The 18,306-nt window shown below is 65.4% G+C and carries 16 protein-coding genes; all 16 read right to left on the bottom strand.

The window, feature by feature from the left end; genetic code table 11:
- Positions 1-25: 25 nt before the first annotated feature.
- Positions 26-2,779 carry a phosphoenolpyruvate carboxylase gene (gene ppc / locus Clow_RS09400; RefSeq protein ID WP_055178675.1) on the bottom strand — a complete coding sequence of 918 codons (2,754 nt, stop codon included), beginning with the start codon at positions 2,777-2,779 and terminating at the stop codon, positions 26-28.
- A 90-nt stretch (positions 2,780-2,869) separates the two neighbouring features.
- Positions 2,870-3,652, bottom strand: a complete 783-nt coding sequence (tpiA, locus tag Clow_RS09405) for a triose-phosphate isomerase (protein ID WP_055178570.1) — start codon at positions 3,650-3,652, stop codon at positions 2,870-2,872.
- 27 nt (positions 3,653-3,679) lie between these two features.
- The gene (gene pgk / locus Clow_RS09410) at positions 3,680-4,897 is read right to left on the bottom strand and encodes a phosphoglycerate kinase (protein WP_055178572.1); all 1,218 of its coding nucleotides are present in this window, start codon (positions 4,895-4,897) and stop codon (positions 3,680-3,682) included.
- 86 nt (positions 4,898-4,983) lie between these two features.
- Positions 4,984-5,988: a type I glyceraldehyde-3-phosphate dehydrogenase gene (gap, locus tag Clow_RS09415; RefSeq protein WP_055178574.1), complete on the bottom strand. Its 1,005-nt coding sequence runs from the start codon at positions 5,986-5,988 to the stop codon at positions 4,984-4,986.
- 288 nt (positions 5,989-6,276) lie between these two features.
- A complete protein-coding gene (gene whiA / locus Clow_RS09420; protein ID WP_055178576.1) occupies positions 6,277-7,290 on the bottom strand; it encodes a DNA-binding protein WhiA in 1,014 nt (337 codons plus the stop codon).
- 14 nt (positions 7,291-7,304) lie between these two features.
- On the bottom strand, positions 7,305-8,264 hold the full coding sequence (locus tag Clow_RS09425; RefSeq protein WP_055178578.1) for a gluconeogenesis factor YvcK family protein: 960 nt from the start codon (positions 8,262-8,264) through the stop codon (positions 7,305-7,307).
- A gap of 9 nt (positions 8,265-8,273) precedes the next feature.
- Positions 8,274-9,161 (bottom strand): RNase adapter RapZ, encoded by an 888-nt coding sequence (gene rapZ, locus Clow_RS09430; RefSeq protein ID WP_055178580.1) that lies wholly within the window; start codon positions 9,159-9,161, stop codon positions 8,274-8,276.
- Positions 9,162-9,188: 27 nt separating this feature from the next.
- The gene (gene uvrC / locus Clow_RS09435; RefSeq protein WP_055178582.1) at positions 9,189-11,255 is read right to left on the bottom strand and encodes an excinuclease ABC subunit UvrC; all 2,067 of its coding nucleotides are present in this window, start codon (positions 11,253-11,255) and stop codon (positions 9,189-9,191) included.
- Between the two features lie 23 nt (positions 11,256-11,278).
- On the bottom strand, positions 11,279-11,860 hold the full coding sequence (locus Clow_RS09440) for a PH domain-containing protein (protein ID WP_370871870.1): 582 nt from the start codon (positions 11,858-11,860) through the stop codon (positions 11,279-11,281).
- A gap of 10 nt (positions 11,861-11,870) precedes the next feature.
- Entirely contained in the window at positions 11,871-12,350 is a 480-nt protein-coding gene (gene ribH, locus Clow_RS09445; RefSeq protein ID WP_055178584.1) for a 6,7-dimethyl-8-ribityllumazine synthase, read from the bottom strand.
- A 5-nt stretch (positions 12,351-12,355) separates the two neighbouring features.
- Entirely contained in the window at positions 12,356-13,633 is a 1,278-nt protein-coding gene (locus Clow_RS09450) for a bifunctional 3,4-dihydroxy-2-butanone-4-phosphate synthase/GTP cyclohydrolase II (RefSeq protein ID WP_055178679.1), read from the bottom strand.
- A 10-nt stretch (positions 13,634-13,643) separates the two neighbouring features.
- A complete protein-coding gene (locus Clow_RS09455) occupies positions 13,644-14,258 on the bottom strand; it encodes a riboflavin synthase (protein WP_055178586.1) in 615 nt (204 codons plus the stop codon).
- Complete coding sequence (gene ribD, locus Clow_RS09460; protein ID WP_055178588.1) at positions 14,258-15,247, bottom strand: bifunctional diaminohydroxyphosphoribosylaminopyrimidine deaminase/5-amino-6-(5-phosphoribosylamino)uracil reductase RibD; 990 nt, start codon at positions 15,245-15,247, stop codon at positions 14,258-14,260. The genes Clow_RS09455 and ribD overlap by 1 nt, the downstream gene beginning before the upstream one ends.
- Entirely contained in the window at positions 15,248-15,913 is a 666-nt protein-coding gene (gene rpe / locus Clow_RS09465; protein WP_055178591.1) for a ribulose-phosphate 3-epimerase, read from the bottom strand.
- 5 nt (positions 15,914-15,918) lie between these two features.
- The gene (locus Clow_RS09470) at positions 15,919-17,367 is read right to left on the bottom strand and encodes an RsmB/NOP family class I SAM-dependent RNA methyltransferase (protein WP_055178593.1); all 1,449 of its coding nucleotides are present in this window, start codon (positions 17,365-17,367) and stop codon (positions 15,919-15,921) included.
- Positions 17,364-18,305 carry a methionyl-tRNA formyltransferase gene (fmt, locus tag Clow_RS09475; RefSeq protein WP_055178594.1) on the bottom strand — a complete coding sequence of 314 codons (942 nt, stop codon included), beginning with the start codon at positions 18,303-18,305 and terminating at the stop codon, positions 17,364-17,366. Before fmt ends, Clow_RS09470 begins: the two co-directional genes overlap by 4 nt.
- Position 18,306 lies beyond the last annotated feature (1 nt).

The following is an 18,306-nucleotide window of genomic DNA, read 5'->3' on the forward strand; positions in this document are numbered from 1 at the left end:
TGGGGAATCTGAGCGAAAGCGCGCCCTAACCGGAGTTGCGCAGCGCGGTGGCCAAACCATTCATGGTGAGCTGGATGCCCGCGGCCACGCTATCGCGCTGGTCGCCCGCGCGGTAACGGCGCAGCAACTCCACCTGAATGATGTTCAGCGGCAGCAGATAGGGGTAGCGCGAACGCACGGAGCGCGCCAGGGAGGGGTTATCCGCCAGCAACTTCTCCCTGCCGGTCACCCGCTCGAACATCTCCAAGGTGAGGTCGTACTCCTCCTTGATGGTGCCGTAGATGCGGGCGGCCACCTCCTCATCGCCGATGAGATCGGCATACAGGCGGGCCAGGCTCATCTCCGCCTTGCTCATCACCTGAGCCATGTTGGAGAGCACGGAGTTGAAGAAGGGCCAGGATTCGTTGAGAGCACGCAATTCCTGAATCCGCGCCTCCGGGTCCTCCCCGGCCTCTACCCACTGGTGCAGGGCGGTGCCCACGCCGAACCAACCCGGAAGCATGACGCGAGATTGCGACCACGAGAGCACCCAGGGAATAGCGCGCAGGTCGCCCAAGGTCTCCGTCTGCTTACGCGAGGAAGGCCGGGAACCGATATTGAGCGCGCCGATCTCCTGAAGCGGGGTGGACTCGGTGAAGTACTGAATAAAGCCGGGGTCCTCGTGGGCTAGCGCGGCGTACTTATCCTGGCTGGCCTTGGAAAGCCAGGCCATGATCTCGTAGGCGCGCTGGGGATCATCAAGATCATTGACGTCGAGCACGCTGGCCTCCAGGGTGGCCGATACCAGGGCTTCCAGATTCCAGCGGGCGGTATCCCTGGCGCCGTACTTGGCGGAGATGATCTCACCCTGCTCGGTGATGCGCACGGAACCGGTCACGGCCCCCTGCGGCTGAGCCAGGATGGCGTCGTAAGAAGGGCCACCGCCGCGGCCCACGGTGCCGCCGCGGCCGTGGAAGAGGCGCAGGCGCACGCCATTGCTGCGGCACACGCGCACCAGGTCCATCTCTCCGCTGTAGAGCGCCCAGTTGGCGGCAAAGTAACCGCCATCCTTGTTGGAATCGGAGTAGCCGAGCATGACCTCCTGGGTATCGCCGCGCTGGCGCAGGTACTCGCGGTAGAGCGGGATCTTCCAGAGTTCTTCAAGGATGCTCGCGCCCGCGTTGAGGTCGTCAATGGTCTCAAAGAGCGGAATCACGTCCACTGTGCCGGTGGGTGCGTCTCCCCCGGCCTGAATCAGGCCCACCTCCTTGAGCAACACCATCGGCTCCAAGATGTCGCTCACCGATTCCGCCATCGAGATGATGCAGTGCGGCACCATCTCCGCGCCGAAGCGCTCCACGGCGGCCGCGGCCTGGCGGAAGATACCCAACTCGCGGTTGGTCACCTCCCCGTAGCCCTGGTAGCCGGTGGGCACGAGCGGGCGCGGGGTTTCTAGTTCCTTGACCAGGAGGGCAATCTTCTCCTCCTCGCCCAGGGAGCGGTAATCCTCTGCCACGCGGGCCACGGAGAAGATCTCGGTAAGTACGTCCTCGTAGCTCTCGGAGTTCTGGCGAATATCCATCGAGTAGAGGTGGAAACCAAAACTCTGCACGGCCGAGCGCAGGCGGGCCAGACGATCATCAGCAATGATGTCATCGCGGCTGGCGCGCAGGGAGGCATCCACCACGGCGAGATCGGTGGCGAACTCCTCGGCGCTGCCATAGGGCTGATGGGCACGGTGCCACTTGCCCTCCACCACGTCCGGACCGATGAGGTGGGTGATGGTGGCCAGCATGCGGCCCCGGATACCGTGAATGGCCCGGCGATAGGGCTCGTCCACGCGGCTGGGCACGTCGTTATAACCCAATTCCGCCAGGGCGTAGAGGTCCACGCTGACCTCGCTCATGCGGTCGGAAATGCTCAGCTCGTGCTCCAACTTGTGCAGCTCGGAGCAGTAATGTTGCAGCACCGTGGAGGCGGCGCGGCTGGTGGCATAATCCAGGGTCTCGGCGGTGACGTAGGGGTTGCCGTCGTGATCGCCGCCGATCCAGGAACCGGGGCGGATGATCGCGTGCGGCTCCACCTCACGGCCCAGGGCCTGCCGCAGGCGGGCCACCACGTCGAGGTTGATGCGCGGGATCTCTTCGAGCAGGCTGATCTTGTAGTAGCGTAGCCCCACCTCAATCTCGTCCTCGATGCGGGGACGAGCCACGCGGATCAGGGCGGTCTGCCACAGCACGGTCAGGCGGCGGCGAATATCGGCGTCGATAGCCTCCAGGTCGCGCTCGGTATAGGCGTTCTGGGGCGCGCCGAGCAGCCGATGGCGACGTCGCATGGCCTTGGCGATGTGCTTCTGGGCGTCAAAGACGGTGCGACGCCGCGTTTCGGTGGGGTGCGCCGTGAGCACCGGGGCCACGAGGGTATGCGGAAGTTCCTCGGCCAGGGTCTCGGCGGCCACGCTGGCCTCCTTGAACTTGGCCCAGGTGGCCTCCAGGGTGGAATCGGGGGCCGGGGCGCCGCTGTGACGGTGTTCCAGGCGGGTCTGCTCATCGTGCAGATCCTCTGCCAGGTTGGCCATGAGGGCAAAGTGGCTAAAGGCGCGGATCACGGGCTCGGCGCGGTCAGGGTCAATATCCCGAAACATCTCCACGAGGGCGGACATCTCCGCCTTCTGGCCCGCGACGTCGAATGCGCGGCGGCGGGCGGACTCCACGAGGTCAAAGACCTCCGAGCCCTCCTGCTGGGCGATGACCTGACCCAGGATGCGGCCGAGGTAGCGAATATCGTCTTGAAGGGTGATGGGTTGGTCCACGGTAGTGGCTAATCCTTCCTAGCAATGCCGCGACGCCACCCTTTTTAAGCAGGGCGACGCCGCGGCATCGAATGATTCTTAGTTCAGCGGACCGGCGGCGGAGGCCGCCAACTTGGCAAAGGCCTGCCCGTCCAGGGAGGCGCCGCCGACGAGCCCGCCGTCCACGTCCGGCTGGCTGACGATCTCGGCCACGGTCTCGGCCTTGACCGAACCACCGTAGAGGATGCGAATGGACTCGGCCACCTCTTCACCGGCGAGTTCGCGGATGAGGTTGCGCAGGGCGTGGCACACCTCCTGGGCGTCGGCAGCGGAGGCCACCTTGCCCGTGCCGATGGCCCACACCGGCTCGTAGGCGATGACGGTGCGGGAAAGCTCCTCGCTGCTCAGACCCGCAAGCGAAGCCTTGGTCTGCTCCACCACGTAATCCACGTGGGTGCCCTTCTCGCGGATCTCCAGGGGCTCGCCCACGCACACGATGGGCGAGATGCCCTTATCCAGGGCGGCCTTGGACTTCGCGGCCACCTGGGCATCGGTCTCGTGGTGGTACTGGCGGCGCTCAGAGTGGCCGGTGACCACCCAGGTGCAGCCCAGCTTAGCCAGCATGGAGGCGGAAACCTCGCCGGTATAAGCGCCGGACTCGTGCTCGGAGACGTCCTGAGCACCGTAGGTGATGAGCAACTTATCGCCCTCCACCAGGGTTTGTACGGAGCGCAGGTCGGTGAAGGGAACCGTCACCGCCACGTCTACCTTCTCGTAGTATTCCTTGGGCAGTGCAAAGGCGAGCTTTTGCACGGTGGCGATGGCCTCAAGGTGATCGAGGTTCATCTTCCAGTTGCCGGCGATTAAGGGGGTACGTGCCATGAGAAAACCTTTCTTGGTGGGGATCTTTTAGGCGTTGAGAACAGCCACGCCGGGGAGTTCCTTGCCCTCAAGGAACTCCAGGGAGGCGCCGCCGCCGGTGGAGATGTGGGAGAAGCCCTCCTCGTCCAGGCCCAGGGCGCGCACGGAGGCCGCAGAATCGCCGCCGCCGACCACGGAGAAGGAACCGTTCTTGGCGGTGGCATCGATAATGGCCTGCGCCACGCCCGCGGTGCCCTTGGAGAAGGCCTCGAACTCGAACACACCCATCGGGCCGTTCCAGAACACGGTCTTGGAATCGGCCAGCACCTCGGCAAACTTCTTCACGGACTCCGGGCCGATGTCCAGGGACTGCCAGCCTTCCGGGATAGCATCGAGTGCCACAATCTTATTTTCTGCGTCCGCAGCAAACTCCTTGGCGGCCACCAGATCCACGGGGAGCACGATCTTATCGCCAAAGCGCCCCAGCAGATCGGCGCAGGTATCCACCATCTCCTCCTGGAGGAGGGACTGCTGCACGTTGTAGCCCTGGGCGGCCAGGAAGGTGTAGCACATGCCGCCGCCGATGATGAGGCGATCGGCCTTGTTTGCCAGGGCCTCGATCACGCCGAGCTTATCGGAGACCTTGGAGCCGCCGAGCACCACCACGTAGGGGTGCTCCGGGTTCGCGGCCACCTTTTCCAGCACGTCTACCTCCTTGCCCACCAGGTAACCGGCGTAGGCGGGCAGCGCCTTGGCGACGTCGTACACCGAGGCCTGGGCGCGGTGCACCACGCCGAAGCCATCGGAAACAAAGGCACCGTTATCGGCCGCCAGGGCCGCCAGCTCGGCGGCGAAAGCCGCGCGCTCGGCCTCATCCTTGGAGGTTTCGCGCGGGTCAAAGCGCACGTTCTCCACCAGGAGTACGTCGCCCTCATTGAGACCATTGGCACGCTCGTGGGCGTCCTCCCCCACCACGTCGCTGGCCAGGGCCACGTACTGACCCAGGGCCTCGGAGAGAGCCTCGGCCACCGGGGCCAGGGAGTACTTGGGATTGACCTCGCCCTTGGGGCGGCCCAGGTGGGCGGTCACGATAACCTTGGCACCGCCTTCTAGCAGGGCCTTGAGGGTGGGCAAGGAGGCATTGATGCGGCCGGGATCGGTGATCTCGCCGGCCTCGTTGAGCGGCACGTTAAAGTCCGAGCGCACGAGGACGTGGCGGCCCTCGACGCCTTCGGCAAGCAGATCATCAATGGTCTTGATAGCCATGTAAAAAATCTTCCTTTCGGATAAAGAAAACGCGGCCCCGGTGTGCCGAGGCACACCCCGGGCCGCAGGGCAATCGGATTAAAGCCTTAGAGCTTGGAAGCCACGTGCTCGGTCAGGCGCAGCAACTGGCAGGTGTAGCCCCACTCGTTGTCGTACCAAGAAACAACCTTAACCTGCTTGCCGATCACCTTGGTCAGGCCGGCGTCAAAGATGGAACCGTGGGAATCGGTCACGATGTCGTGGGAGACGATCGGGTCCTCGGTATAAGCCAGGGTATCGGCCATAGCGCCCTCGGCGGCGGCCTTGATCGCGGCGTTCACGGACTCCACGGAAACCTCTTCCTTAGCGGTGAAGGTGAGGTCGGTGGCGGAACCGGTGATGACGGGCACGCGCAGGGCGTAGCCGTCGAGCTTGCCCTTGAGCTCCGGGAGCACCAGGGACACGGCCTTGGCGGCACCGGTGGAGGTGGGGACGATGTTCACGGCAGCGGCGCGGGCGCGACGCAGATCCTTGTGGGGGGCGTCGTGCAGGCGCTGGTCACCGGTGTAGGCGTGCACGGTGGTCATCAGGCCCTCCTCGATGCCAAAGGCATCGTTGAGCACCTTGGCCATCGGAGCCAGGCAGTTGGTGGTGCAGGAGGCACCGGAGATGACGGTGTGCTTCTCCGGGTCGTAGTCCTCGTGGTTGACGTTGTACACGAAGGTGGCGTCCTCGTTCTTCGCCGGAGCGGAGACGATGACCTTCTTGGCGCCAGCCTCCACGTGAGCCTTGGCGGCATTCGCGTCGGTGAAGAAGCCGGTGGACTCGATGACGAGGTCCACGTTGTGGGCCGCCCAGTCCAGGTTCTTCGGGTCGCGCTCGGCGGACACGGCGATGCGCTTGCCGCCTACGGTGATGGAATCATCGTCAAAATCGACGTCCTGGTCCAGCTTGCCCAGGATCGAATCGTACTTAAGCAGCGTGGCCAGCGTCTGGTTATCGGTGAGATCGTTCACCGCGACAACCTCAAGGTCATCGCTGCGCTGTAGAACGGCGCGGAAGAAGTTGCGGCCGATGCGGCCAAAGCCGTTGATGCCAACACGAATGGTCACTGTAAAACTCCTCTAGGTTGTCAGTGGTGTCCAAAGCGCTCGGTGCTTCACCAAGGCACTTTGCCTCACACCGACGAGTGTACCCACCTGTGCCCACCTCCGCAGGAACTCATACAAAACCTATCCCACAGAATCAAAAGCCATACCGGACTCATACGGCGGATAAACCGGGAAAGCACAAACTGTCCACATAATCGCCGCTCAACACCCCATATATGGGGGTGCACACGACGATCCATCCCCACCCTTCCCCCGAAAAGGTGATACTCCTCACCTTTTATTCCTCGTCTATTCCTCGCCGTCGAGCATCTCCTCGGGAATGGCAGAACGGGTATCTTCCAGCCCCTCTTCCTCCGCCTTCTTATCCGCCATAGAGAGCAAGCGGCGGATGCGCCCCGCAATGGCGTCCTTCGTCATGGGGGGATCGGCCAGGCGGCCCAGCTCTTCTAGGGAGGCCTGCCGGTATTCCACCCGCAGATGCCCGGCCTCGGCCAGGTGCTCGGGCACGTCATCGCCCAAAAGCTCCATCGCGCGTTCCACCCGCGCGGCGGCGGCCACTGCGGCTCGTGCGGAACGCCGCAGGTTGGCATCGTCAAAGTTCGCCAGCCGATTCGTTCCGGTGGTCTCCTCCCGCTCCTGGCGGGCGGCGTCCCACTCCAAGCGAGTGCGCTGCGCCCCCATGCGCGTGAGCAGGGCGCCGATGGCATCGGCCTCGCGCAGCGCCACGCGGTGCGTTCCGCGCGTCTCCTTGGTCTTGGCGGTCATGCCCAATCTGCGGGCGCATCCCACCAGGGCCAGGCTGGCCTCCTCCCTGGGACACACCACCTCTAGGGACACCGCGCGCCCTGGGGCGGCGAGAATCCCGCGCGCCAGAAAGGCTCCCCGCCAGGCGGCCTCAATATCGCTGATGGTTCCCGATACCACCTGGGGCGGCAACCCCACCACGATCACTCCCGTGGGGCCCACCAAACCGGTGCGGCGCACTACCTCCATCGCTCCCCTGCCAATGCGCACCACGTGGCGGGGGGACTTACGCCCACTGCCCGGGTGCAGGGTGCGCACATGGGCCTGGGCATCAAAGAGGTCCTCGATTTCTCCGCGGAGGCGGTGCGCCCCGGATAAGGTGTCTAGCTCCGCCTCCACCACGAGGCTGCCCCCGGAGTTCTCCATCGTGGAACTGCACCGCAGCATGGCCGCGACCTCCGCAATGCGGGCGCTCGTTCCGCGTGTTTCCACCGCCGCGAGTTCCGCCTTGGCCTTAGCCGTGAGCGTGGTGGCCTCGGATTCCTTTTGCCTTTCCATAACGCCGAGTCAGTTTAATCGTCGCCGGCCAGGGCACGTAATGCGCAGGCGAGCTTCACCGGATCGTGCCGGTTAGTCCGCCTGCCGCCTTCCTCAACACATTCCACGTCCACGAACTCCACCGTGGCGCCCAACCGTGCGGCGGCGCGTTCGATGTGGGCGCGCTCCCCGCTCGTGGGGATGGAATAGGAATCAATCAAGATGCGGTCCACGCGCAGCGAGGGCGCGTGCTGGGAGAGCATATGGAGATGGCGCTCCGAGGAAAAGCCCTGGGTCTCCCCCGGCTCGGCGGAGAGATTGAGCACCACGACCTTCTTCGCGGAGGTCTCATTGAGGGCTTCCACGATGCCGGGGACGAGGAGGTGCGGAATCACGCTGGAAAACCACGATCCCGGCCCCAACGTCACCACGTCGGCCTCAGCGATGGCCCGCTGCGCCTCGGGGTTAGCATCCGGGGCCTCCGGGAGGAGGCGCACCCGCCGCACCGAGCCGGGGGTGGAGGCCACCGCCACCTGGCCGCGCACGGGACGCATGATGCGGGGGTCGTCGTCAAGCCCGGAAACATCGGCCTCGATGTCGAGGGGCTGGAGGCACATGGGTAACACCCGGCCCTGGGAATTGGTCAGCCGGGCCACCGCGTCCAAGGCCTGCTGGGTGGACCCCAACACCTCTTCCAGGCCGGAGATGAGCAGGTTGCCCACCGCGTGCCCGGCCAGGGCGCCGTGCCCGCCGAATCGGTGTTGCAGGGCGCGTGCCCACATCTGGCCGTCCTCGTCGCTGCCGGCCAGGGCGGCCAGCGCCATGCGCAGGTCACCGGGGGGAATCATTTGCAGCTCCCGGCGAATACGCCCAGAAGAGCCACCATCGTCGGCCACCGTCACGATCGCCGTGATCGTCTCCGGCTCGCAGAGCCGATCCGCCCGCAGGGTTTGAAAAAGGCCGTGACCGCCACCAAGGCTCACAATATGTCGCATTACGGCCCCTTAATCCCGCGCAATATCGCGGTGGACGATGTTCACGTTCAAATCCTCGCGCCCGCCCAACCGGCGGCCGATCTCCTCCGCGATGGCCACCGAGCGGTGATGCCCGCCGGTACAACCAATGGAGACCGTGACGAAGTTCTTGCCTTCGTGGCGGTATCCCTCCTGCATGGAATCGAACATGCGCAGGAAGTTCTCCACGAAGGGCTGGGCGTCACGCTGCCCCAGCACGTACTGGGACACCGGGGCGTCGGTACCGCGATAGGCGCGCAGTTCCGGCTGCCAGTAGGGATTGGGCAGGAAGCGCACGTCCACCGTGATGTCCGAATCGCGGGGCACGCCGTGTTTAAAGCCAAAGGATTGCACCGTCACATGGCGGCGCTTATCGACGATCCTCCCGAAGGTTTCCTCGATCCTGCGGCGCAGATCGTGCACGGAGAGATCGGAGGTATCGAGGGTGACGTCGGCGTCCTCCTTGATCTCGCTGAGCACGCTGCGCTCCCTGGCGATGCCCTCCGCCAGGGTGTCCTCCCCCTGGAGCGGGTGGGTGCGGCGCACGCTATCGAAGCGCTTGATGAGCACGTCATCGCGGGCGTCCAGGAATAAAATGGTGGGCGCCAGGCCGCGAGCCCGCAGCTCTTCTAGGGTTTGGAGCATATTGCCCCGGAACATGCGAGCCCGCACATCGGTGACCATTGCCACCTTGCTCACCGGGGAATCCTCCGCATCGCACAGGGAAGCCAACTGCAAAATCAGCTCCGGGGGAAGGTTATGTGCCACGTACCAATCCCGGTCCTCAAAAACCTTGGCCGCCGTGGAGAGGCCGGCCCCGGACATTCCCGTAATGAGCATGGGAGGCTGCACAAGATGGTGGAGGTTCATGGCGGCCATTGTACGTCAGGCGTGCTGGACGTCAGGCTACGAGCGCAACCCCTCAAACACCGCCTGCGCCAGCGCCGGGCCAAAACCTTTGACCTCCGCGATCTCCTCCACGCTGGCTTCTTTGAGCTTTTTCAGGGAGCCAAAGTGGCGCACCAACTCCGTGCGCCGAGCCTGGCCCAGGCCCCGAATGTTATCGAGCTCGGAGTGCCGCATCCGCTTGGAGCGCTGCTGGCGGTGATAGGTGATGGCAAAGCGGTGGGCCTCGTCACGCACCTGTTGGAGCAGGTAAAGCCCCTGGGAATTGCGCGGCAGAATCACCGGGTCCTCCTCGCCGGGCACCCACAGTTCCTCTAAGCGCTTGGCCAGGCCCACCAGGGTGACGTCGATAATGCCCAACTCATCAAAGACCTTCTGGGCGGCGGCCACCTGCGGGGCACCACCATCGACGATGAAGAGCTGCGGCGGGTAGGCAAAGCGCTTGGTATCGGTGCTCATCTCCTCCACCTTTTCATCGCTGAAGGTGGAACCATCGAACTCCTCGGCCTCGGGCACCTCGCGCTGGGTGTGATGGCGCAGGAATCGACGCCGCGTGACCTCCGCGATCGAGCCCACGTCATCGCTGCGCCCCTCGCCCGCGGCCTCCTTAATGCGATAACGGCGGTAATCGGACTTCTTTGGCAAGCCATCCTCAAAGACCACCAGGGAGGCCACCACATCGGTGCCCTGAAGATGGGAAATATCCGTGCACTCGATGCGCAGCGGAGCCACCTCCATGCCCAAGGCATCCTGAATATCCTGGATTGCCGCCGAGCGCGCGGTGAGATCGCCCACCCGCTTGAGTTTGTGCTGGCGCAGCGCCTCCTTGGCGTTGCGCTCCACGGTCTCCGCTAGGGCGCGCTTGTCCCCGCGCTGGGGCACGCGAATCTCCACCGGGCCGCCACGCAATTCTTGCAGCGCTCGGGTGGTCTCCTCCGGGTCCTCGGGCAGGGATTGCACCAAGATCTGCCGGGGAATGGCCCGGTTGGCCTGGCTGCGGCTGGGGCCGGATTGGTGGGAGAACTGGTCCACGCCGCGGCGTCGAATCCGCTCCGCGTCCTCCTTTTCCTCCTGCTCGGCGCGCTCGGCGGCATCGCCGTAGAACTGCACCAGGAAGTTCTGCATGAGGGCGGGAAGGGCGGAATCCGGCTGGCCCTCCTCGATGGGCTCGATTCCTCCGGCCTGGTCACCGGCCTTTTCCACCACCCAGCCGCGCTGCCCGCGTACCCGTCCGCTGCGCACGTGGAATACCTGCACGGCGGCCTCTAATTCATCGGTGGCAAAGGCAATGATGTCGGCGTCTGTGCCGTCGCCCAGCACCACGGATTGCTGCTCCATGAGCTTGTCGATGGCACCTAAGTCATCGCGCAGCCGCGCGGCGCGCTCGAACTCTAGGTCCTCGGCGGCGGCCTCCATCTGCTTTTCTAGGCGGGAGCGCACGGCGTCGGTATGGCCCTGCATGAAGGAGCAGAAGCCCTCCGAGATGTCCCGATGTTCCTCCTCGCTCACGCGGCCGATGCAGGGGGCCGCGCACTTGTCGATGTAGCCCAAAAGGCAGGGCCGGCCCAGTTGCTCGTGGCGGTTAAAGACCCCCTTGGAACAGGTGCGCATGGGGAAAATGCGGGTGAGGAGGTCAAGGGTTTCGCGCACCGCCCAGGCGTGGGAATAGGGGCCGAAGTAGCGCACTCCCTTGCGGCGCGGGCCGCGGTAGAAGAAGGCGCGGGGGAAGCGCTCATTCATGGATACCGCGAGCATGGGGTACGTTTTATCGTCCCGGTACATCACGTTAAAGCGCGGGTCAAAGCGCTTAATCCAGGTGTATTCCAGCTGTAGCGCCTCGACCTCGCTGCCCACCACCGTCCATTCCACGGCGGAGGCGCTGAGCACCATCTGCCGGGTGCGCGGGTGGAGCTGGGTGATGTCCTGGAAGTAATTGGACAGGCGGGAACGCAGGTTCTTTGCCTTGCCCACGTAGAGCACCCGGCCATGGTCTCCCCGGAACTTATACACGCCGGGATCGGTGGGAATGGTGCCCGGGGCAGGACGATAGGTGATGGGATCAGCCACGGATACCTCGGTTACCTCAGTGCTTAGTCTTGGGGCATGTACTGCGCCTCAAGGGCGCGGAAAGCCTCGACATCGCGCACGATGCTGGCGCGGTCGGCGGCCTGCATGGCCCACATGGGCACGTACTCAAAATCGGGAAGTTCCAGGCGTGCCATGCGCGAACCACGGGGAAAGGCCAGGCCATAGACCACGGACCAGTGATAAAAGCGGGTGCCTATGAAATTGCGCACCTCCACGCCATCGGCATTGACGCGCACGCGAGGGCGGTTGAGCCCGATGAACACCACAATGGCAATCACCACGCCCACCCCAAAGAAAGCGAACTTATCAATGGTGGTGACCGCAGCGCCGGTATCCCCCACCCCCACCACGGCGGACATAAAAATGTGGACGGCCAGAATAACCACCACGGCTATCCAAGAAATAAGGCGCAAACGCGGCGAGGTGACCTCTAGCTCCCAGGGCTTAGTGCTGACCATCGCGGTGGGATCGGCGGCGTTATAGCGCTGAAAATCCGCCTCGCTCAGGCCGCCGCCCTGGAGCTGCTGCTCGCCCGGTTGCTTGCTCGTATCCACCTTCGCCTCGTCTTTCTGGCCGTGCTCCAACTCTCTGATTCTAGCCGGTGATACCGCGCAGCACCACGGCGGTATGCAGGGCGGCCACGGCGGCCTCCGCGCCCTTATCTTCCAGGGCACCCTCCCCACCGGCGCGCTTCTTGGCCTGCTGATAGGTGTGCGTGGTGAGCACGCCATTGCCCACCGGGGTGCTCTCATTGAGGGCAATCTGGCTGAGGCCGCGCATCACGGAATCGCACACATAATCAAAGTGCGGGGTACCGCCCTCAATGACGCAGCCCAGGGCCACCACCGCATCGAAGCGGCGGGCCAATTCCTGGGCCACCACGGGTATTTCCAGGGCCCCCACCACGCGGAACTCCTCCACGGTGGCGCCGGCCTCCTGGGCCGTGCTCACCGCCCGGGAATGTAGCAGATCGCAGATCTCCTCGTTCCAGGTGGAGGTGACCACGGCCACCTTCATTCCGGTGGCGTCCAAGTTTCCCGCCACGCCCACGGTGGGCAGACCTTCCTTAGCCATGATCTCTATTCTCCTTCCAGGAGACCATGATGGGCCTCCCACGCAGCAACATCGGGTAAATCGTGCCCCATGCGATCCCGCTTGGTTTTGAGGTATCGCACGTTTTCCTCATTCACGGAGACGGGCACGGTCACGCGGCCGGTAATGCTCAGGCCGTGCCCCTCTAGGGTCTCGCACTTACTGGGGTTATTGCTCATAATAGAGACGGATTGCACACCCAGATTCCGCAAAATCTGCGCGGCGGTATCGTACTCCCTGGCATCGGCGGGCTGGCCCAGGGCGAGGTTGGCGTCCACGGTATCCATGCCCTCGTCTTGAAGGGCATAGGCCTTGAGCTTCTCGATGAGCCCGATACCGCGCCCCTCCTGGCCGCGCAGGTAGAGCACGATGCCGCGCCCTGCTTCTTGCACCATCTTCATGGAATTGTGCAGTTGCTGGCCGCAATCGCAGCGCTGGGAGCCGAATACGTCTCCGGTCAGGCACTCGGAGTGAATGCGCACCATCACGTTCTCCCCACCATCGCGGTCCGGTTCCCCCACCACCAGGGCGATGTGCTCCTGGCCGCTGATGGTATTGACGAAACCCATCGAGCGGAAGAAACCGTAGTCGGTGGGCAGGCGGGTCTCCACGGTGCGCTCGATGAGGTTATCGCGGTGGCGGCGCCAGTCGATGAGCTGGTCAATGGAAATCATGCGCAGCCCGTGGGCGTCGGCAAAGCGGCGCAGCTCGGGGGCGCGCGCCATGTCCGTGGGGTCCTCCTCCGAGACGATCTCGCAGAGGACGCCGGCCGGGCGCAGGCCCGCCGCGCGCGCGAGGTCGATGGCGGCCTCGGTGTGCCCATCGCGCACCAGCACCCCGCCATCGCGGGCGCGCAGGGGCACCACGTGGCCGGGACGCGTGAACTGTTCCGGGGTGGACTGGGGATCGGCCAGGCGCAGAATGGTCTCCGCCCGCGAGGTGGCGGAGATGCCGGTGGTACCGGTGGCGGCGTCCACCGTCACGGTATAGGCGGTGCCGCGAGCGTCCTCGTTTTGGCTGACCATCGGGGGCAGCCCCAGGCGGTCGGCATCGGCGTTGGTCAGCGGGGCGCAGATATACCCCGAGGTGTAGCGCACCATGAAGGCCATGAGCTCCGGGGTCGCCTTTTCTGCGGCAAAGATGAGGTCGCCCTCGTTTTCCCTGTCCTCGTTATCCACCACCACCACGGCCTTACCCGCCGCGATGTCCGCGATAGCCTCGTCCACGCTATCGAGGGGAATCTTTTGATCCGCATTCACAGTCATGTCGATCACTTTAGCCTTCCCGCGTCCCCGCGCCGGACGTAGGGGCTACCAACCTTTCCACGTATTTAGCCAGCACGTCCACCTCCACGTTCACCCGGTCACCCACCGCGAGATTCCCGTGGGTGGTTTCCGTCAGGGTGGTGGGAATCAGCGATACCTCAAACCAGTCCGCGCCCAGGGCGGAGACCGTCAGCGAGGTGCCGTTGAGGGTGATCGAACCCTTCTCCACCACGTAGCGGGCCACAGATTCGGGGAGCGTAAAGCGCAGCACGTCCCAATGCTCGGAGTGCTGGCGGCTCAGCAACTCCACGGTGCTATCCACGTGTCCCTGCACAATGTGCCCGCCCAGGCGCTCGCCCACGGCCAGGGCGCGCTCCAGGTTCACCGGGGAGCCCTCCCGGAGTGTTCCCAGGTTGCTGCGGTTAAGCGATTCTTGCATCACGTCCGCGGCAAAACCCGCCTCATCCTGGGAGGCCACCGTCAGGCATACCCCATTGACACTAATGGAATCGCCCAGCCGCGTACCCCCCAGGGCCACGGAGGCGTCGATAGTAATGCGCACGGCGTCGCCCTGCTCCTCTAGGCTGCGCACCTTGCCTATTTCTTCCACAATTCCGGTAAACATCACGAGCCTCTTTCCATTTCTATGAGCGTATCCGGCCCCAGGCGGCGCACCGCGCGGGTGTGCCAGCGCCGCGCCGCGCTCAGGGTATCCACCAGGGGCTTATCGACGACCCCGAGCCCCCCGCCCAGCAGCACCGGGGCGAGGTAGGCGTGAATCGCATCCACCTCATCGGCGGCGAGCACCGAGCGGGCGAGCCCGGCTCCGCCCTCGATGAGCACGTCCCGGTCTCCTTTTTCCCATAACGCGGCCAGGGCTTGTTCGATTCCGGGGTATTGTTCAAAGCCCTGTTCATACATGTAGTCGGGTAATTCCCGGCGGCCAATGACCACGCGGCGCGGCTGATGGGGGTACAAACCCGTGGCGTGGCGTGCGGTGAGCGCCGGACGATCCGCCCAGGCCGTGCCGGTGCCGATGAGAATGGCATCGCGCTGGGAGCGGTCCCGGTGCACCCAGGCGCGGGCTTGGTCTCCGGTGATCCACTGGCTGCTGCCATCGAGGGCGGCGGTAAAACCATCGAGTGTCTGGGCGAACTTGAGGGTCACGTGCGGGCGGCCCTTAGCTACCGCGCGCAGCCAGGGCCGCAGGGGGGCCACGGCGGTATCCAGGCACCCCACCTCCACCCCGTGCTGACGCAGATAGGCCGCTCCCCCGCCCTCCTTCTTTCCGGGGTCGGGGTGCGCGTAGATCACGCGAGAAACACCGGCTGCTAATAGCGCGTGGGAGCAGGGGCCGGTGCGCCCGGTGTGGTTGCAGGGTTCCAGGGTGACCACGGCGGTGCCCCCGTGGGCCGCGCTACCCCCCTGGGCCAGGGCCATAACCTCCGCGTGAGGGCCGCCAGGAGGCTGGGTGGCCCCCACCCCCGCCACCTCGCCGTGGGGGGAGAGAATCACCGCCCCCACCGGGGGGTTGGGGCTGGTGGTGCCTTTGACCTCCCAGGAGGCCGCCACCGCGAGGTCGAGGGCGCGGGTTATCGCCGGATCGCCGTGCATTTAGCGTCGGGCGAGGGTGCGCAGGGAATCCACCACTGCGGCGGGATCGTCGGCCTTGTACACCGCCGAACCGGCCACGAAGGCATCGCAGCCCGCCTCGGCCGCCTGGGCGATGGTGGACTCGGAGATGCCGCCGTCGATCTCGATGAGGGTATCCAGGCCGCGCTCGTCGATGGTGCGGCGCAGGGTGCGCACCTTCTCTAGCTGTTCCGGCATGAAGGACTGCCCGCCAAAGCCCGGCTCCACGGACATCACCAGCACCTCATCGAAGTGTTCCAGGTGCTCCAGGTAGGGCTCGATGGGCGTGCCTGGCTTGACGGAGAAGGCGGCGCGCACCCCCAGGGCGCGAATCTGGCGGGCCAGGGCCACCGGATCGGCGGTGGCCTCCACGTGGAAGATCAAGGTGTGCGCCCCGGCCTGGGCATAGCGCTCTACCCAGCGCTCGGGTTCCTCGATCATCAGGTGCACGTCCAGGGGCTTGTCCGTGAGCCGGTGCACCGTGGCGGCGATGTCCGGGCCAAAAGAGAGATTGGGCACAAAGTGGCCGTCCATGATGTCCACGTGCACCCAATCGGCGTTGTGAATCCGCGCGATCTCCTCACCCAGGCGGGAGAAGTCTGCGGCCAGAATCGAGGGAGCAATAATCGGAGCGTGCTGCATAGCCATTCAGTCTAGGCCTTGCGCAGCACCGCGAAGAACATGGCGTCCGTGCCGTGGCGGTGCGGCCACATCTGCACCGAGGGGTACTCCCCCACCCGTTCCATTCCCGGCACGAGGCCGTGGGCATTGATCTCGCTCGCACCAAGCTCGGCTATGGCCTTATCGACGATCCCGCGCGTCTCCCGCAGATCCGGGGAACAGGTGGAATACACCACAATCCCGCCGGGCCGAGTGAGTTCCAAAGCCGAGCGCAGCAGCTCGAATTGCAGGGCGTTGAGCTCCGCGATGTCGGATTCCTGCTTGCGCCAGCGGGCCTCGGGGCGGCGTCGCAAAGCACCCAGCCCGGAACAGGGGGCATCCACCAGGACGCGGTCATAGCCCGGTTCCAGGCCGGGGGCGCGACCATCGGCAACGTGCACCTTTACCGGCAGATCGCGGGTGGCTTTGCGCACCAACTCCGCGCGGTGCTCGGCCGGCTCCACGGCGTCCACCTGGGCCTTTTCTATCCGCGCCAGGGCACCCATGAGCGCGGCCTTGCCACCCGGCCCCGCGCACAGGTCCAGCCAGCGGCCCCCATCGGGGCCGTCCAGCGCGGCCTCGGTGAGGGCGCGGGCGATCAATTGGCTGCCCTCGTCCTGCACCGCCGCCAGGCCGCTGCGCACCGGCTCTAACTCCGCCGGGGACCCCGATTCCAGGTACACCGCATAGGGGGAATAGCGCCCCTCCTCCCCGCCGGTCACCAGCGCCAGTTCCTCCGCGCTGATCTCTCCGGGGCGGGCCACCAGGTGCACGATGGGGCGCTGCGAATCGGCCTCCAAGGCGGCCTCTAGCTCCTCCCTGTTGCCCTCCTTGCCCAGCGCGAGGGCGAAGGAACGCGCGATCCACTCCGGGTGCGCGTGCCGGAAGGCCACCCCGGCGATCTCTTCTGTGGGGGTGAGCTGCTCAATCCACTCCTGGGTGGGCGTGCGCGTAATGGTGCGCAAGATGGCATTGGCAAAGCCCTTGGCCTTCTCCTGGCCCGCCTCCACCACCAGTTGCACGCTGGTATCCACCGCCGCGTGAGGCTCCACCCTGGTATAGAGCAACTGATAGGCCCCCAGGCGCAGAACGTCCAGCACCTCCGGGGCAATGGCCTCAAGGCCCCGCGAGGAGCACCGCTCAATCACGGCATCGAGCACCCCCTGGGTGCGCAGGGTGCCGTAGGTGATCTCCGTGGTAAAGGCGGCGTCGCGCCCGCGCCCCCGGCGCTCCCTGAGCGCCTTGGGCAGCACGAGGTTGGCGTAAGCCCCCTTGGCCCGCACCGCGCCCAGCACCTCGTAGGCCACCTGGCGGGGCACATCCACGCGGGATTGAGTTTTAGGCCTCGGCTGCTTCTTGGGGGCCTTGGCTGGCTTGGCAGGCTTAGTGTGCGCGGCGGCCTTAGCCGATTTGGAACGGGAACGGAAACCTCCGGTGCTCACTGAAAGATTCCCCCTTCCGGTTGTGCACCCCGCGCCCAATCGGCGGCCGCCATCATCTTCTTACCCGGAGGTTGCAGGCGGCTCAGGCGCACCACGCGGCTGCCCGTGCCCACCAGCACCTCCCTCTTGGTGGCGGCAATCTCCCCCGGTGCTAAGCCGTGGACCTCGGTATCCAGCGGGATCTCCACCGGGGCGATCTTAAAACGCTCACCATCCAAGGTGGTCCAGGCACCGGGGCCGGGGGTATAGGCGCGGATGGCGCGGCTGATCTCCTCTGCCGGGGCGGCCCAATCCACGCGGGCATCCTCCGTGCTGATCTTGGGGGCATAGGTGGCGGGCCCCTCCTGCGGCAGCGGCTGTAGGGAGCCCACCTCTAGGCCCGTCATGGTGTCCACCAGGAGGTCCGCTCCGGAATAGGCCAGGCGGGTGAGCAGATCATCGGCGGTATCGGTGGCCCGAATCTCCTCATTGCGGCTGGCCAAGATCACCCCGGTATCCAAGCCCTCATCAATGCGGAAGGTGGTGGCGCCGGTGACCTTATCCCCCGCGCGAATAGCCGCCTGCACCGGGGCCGCACCCCGCCACGCGGGCAGCAGAGAAAAATGCAGGTTCACCCAGCCGTGCGGGGCTACATCGAGCAAATCGGGGGTGATGAGGTTGCCATAGGCCACCACGGGGATGGCCTCCGGTGCGATCTCGCGCAGCCGGTCGCGCAGCGCCTCCCCATCCTCGGTGCCCGGCTTCAAGGTGACCGGAGTAAGCACCTCAATGCCGTGTTCCAGGGCCAGTTCCTTCACCGGCGAGGGGTGCAACTTGCGCCCGCGCCCCCGCGGAGCGTCCGGGCGGGTGAGCACGGCGGCTACCTCGTGAGGTGAATCGAGCAGTGCCTTTAAAGCCACCACGGCGGGTTCCGGGGTTCCGGCAAAAACGATCTTCATT

Origin of the sequence: Corynebacterium lowii, assembly GCF_001412085.1 — a bacterium.
In the GTDB taxonomy this organism is placed as follows: domain Bacteria; phylum Actinomycetota; class Actinomycetes; order Mycobacteriales; family Mycobacteriaceae; genus Corynebacterium; species Corynebacterium lowii.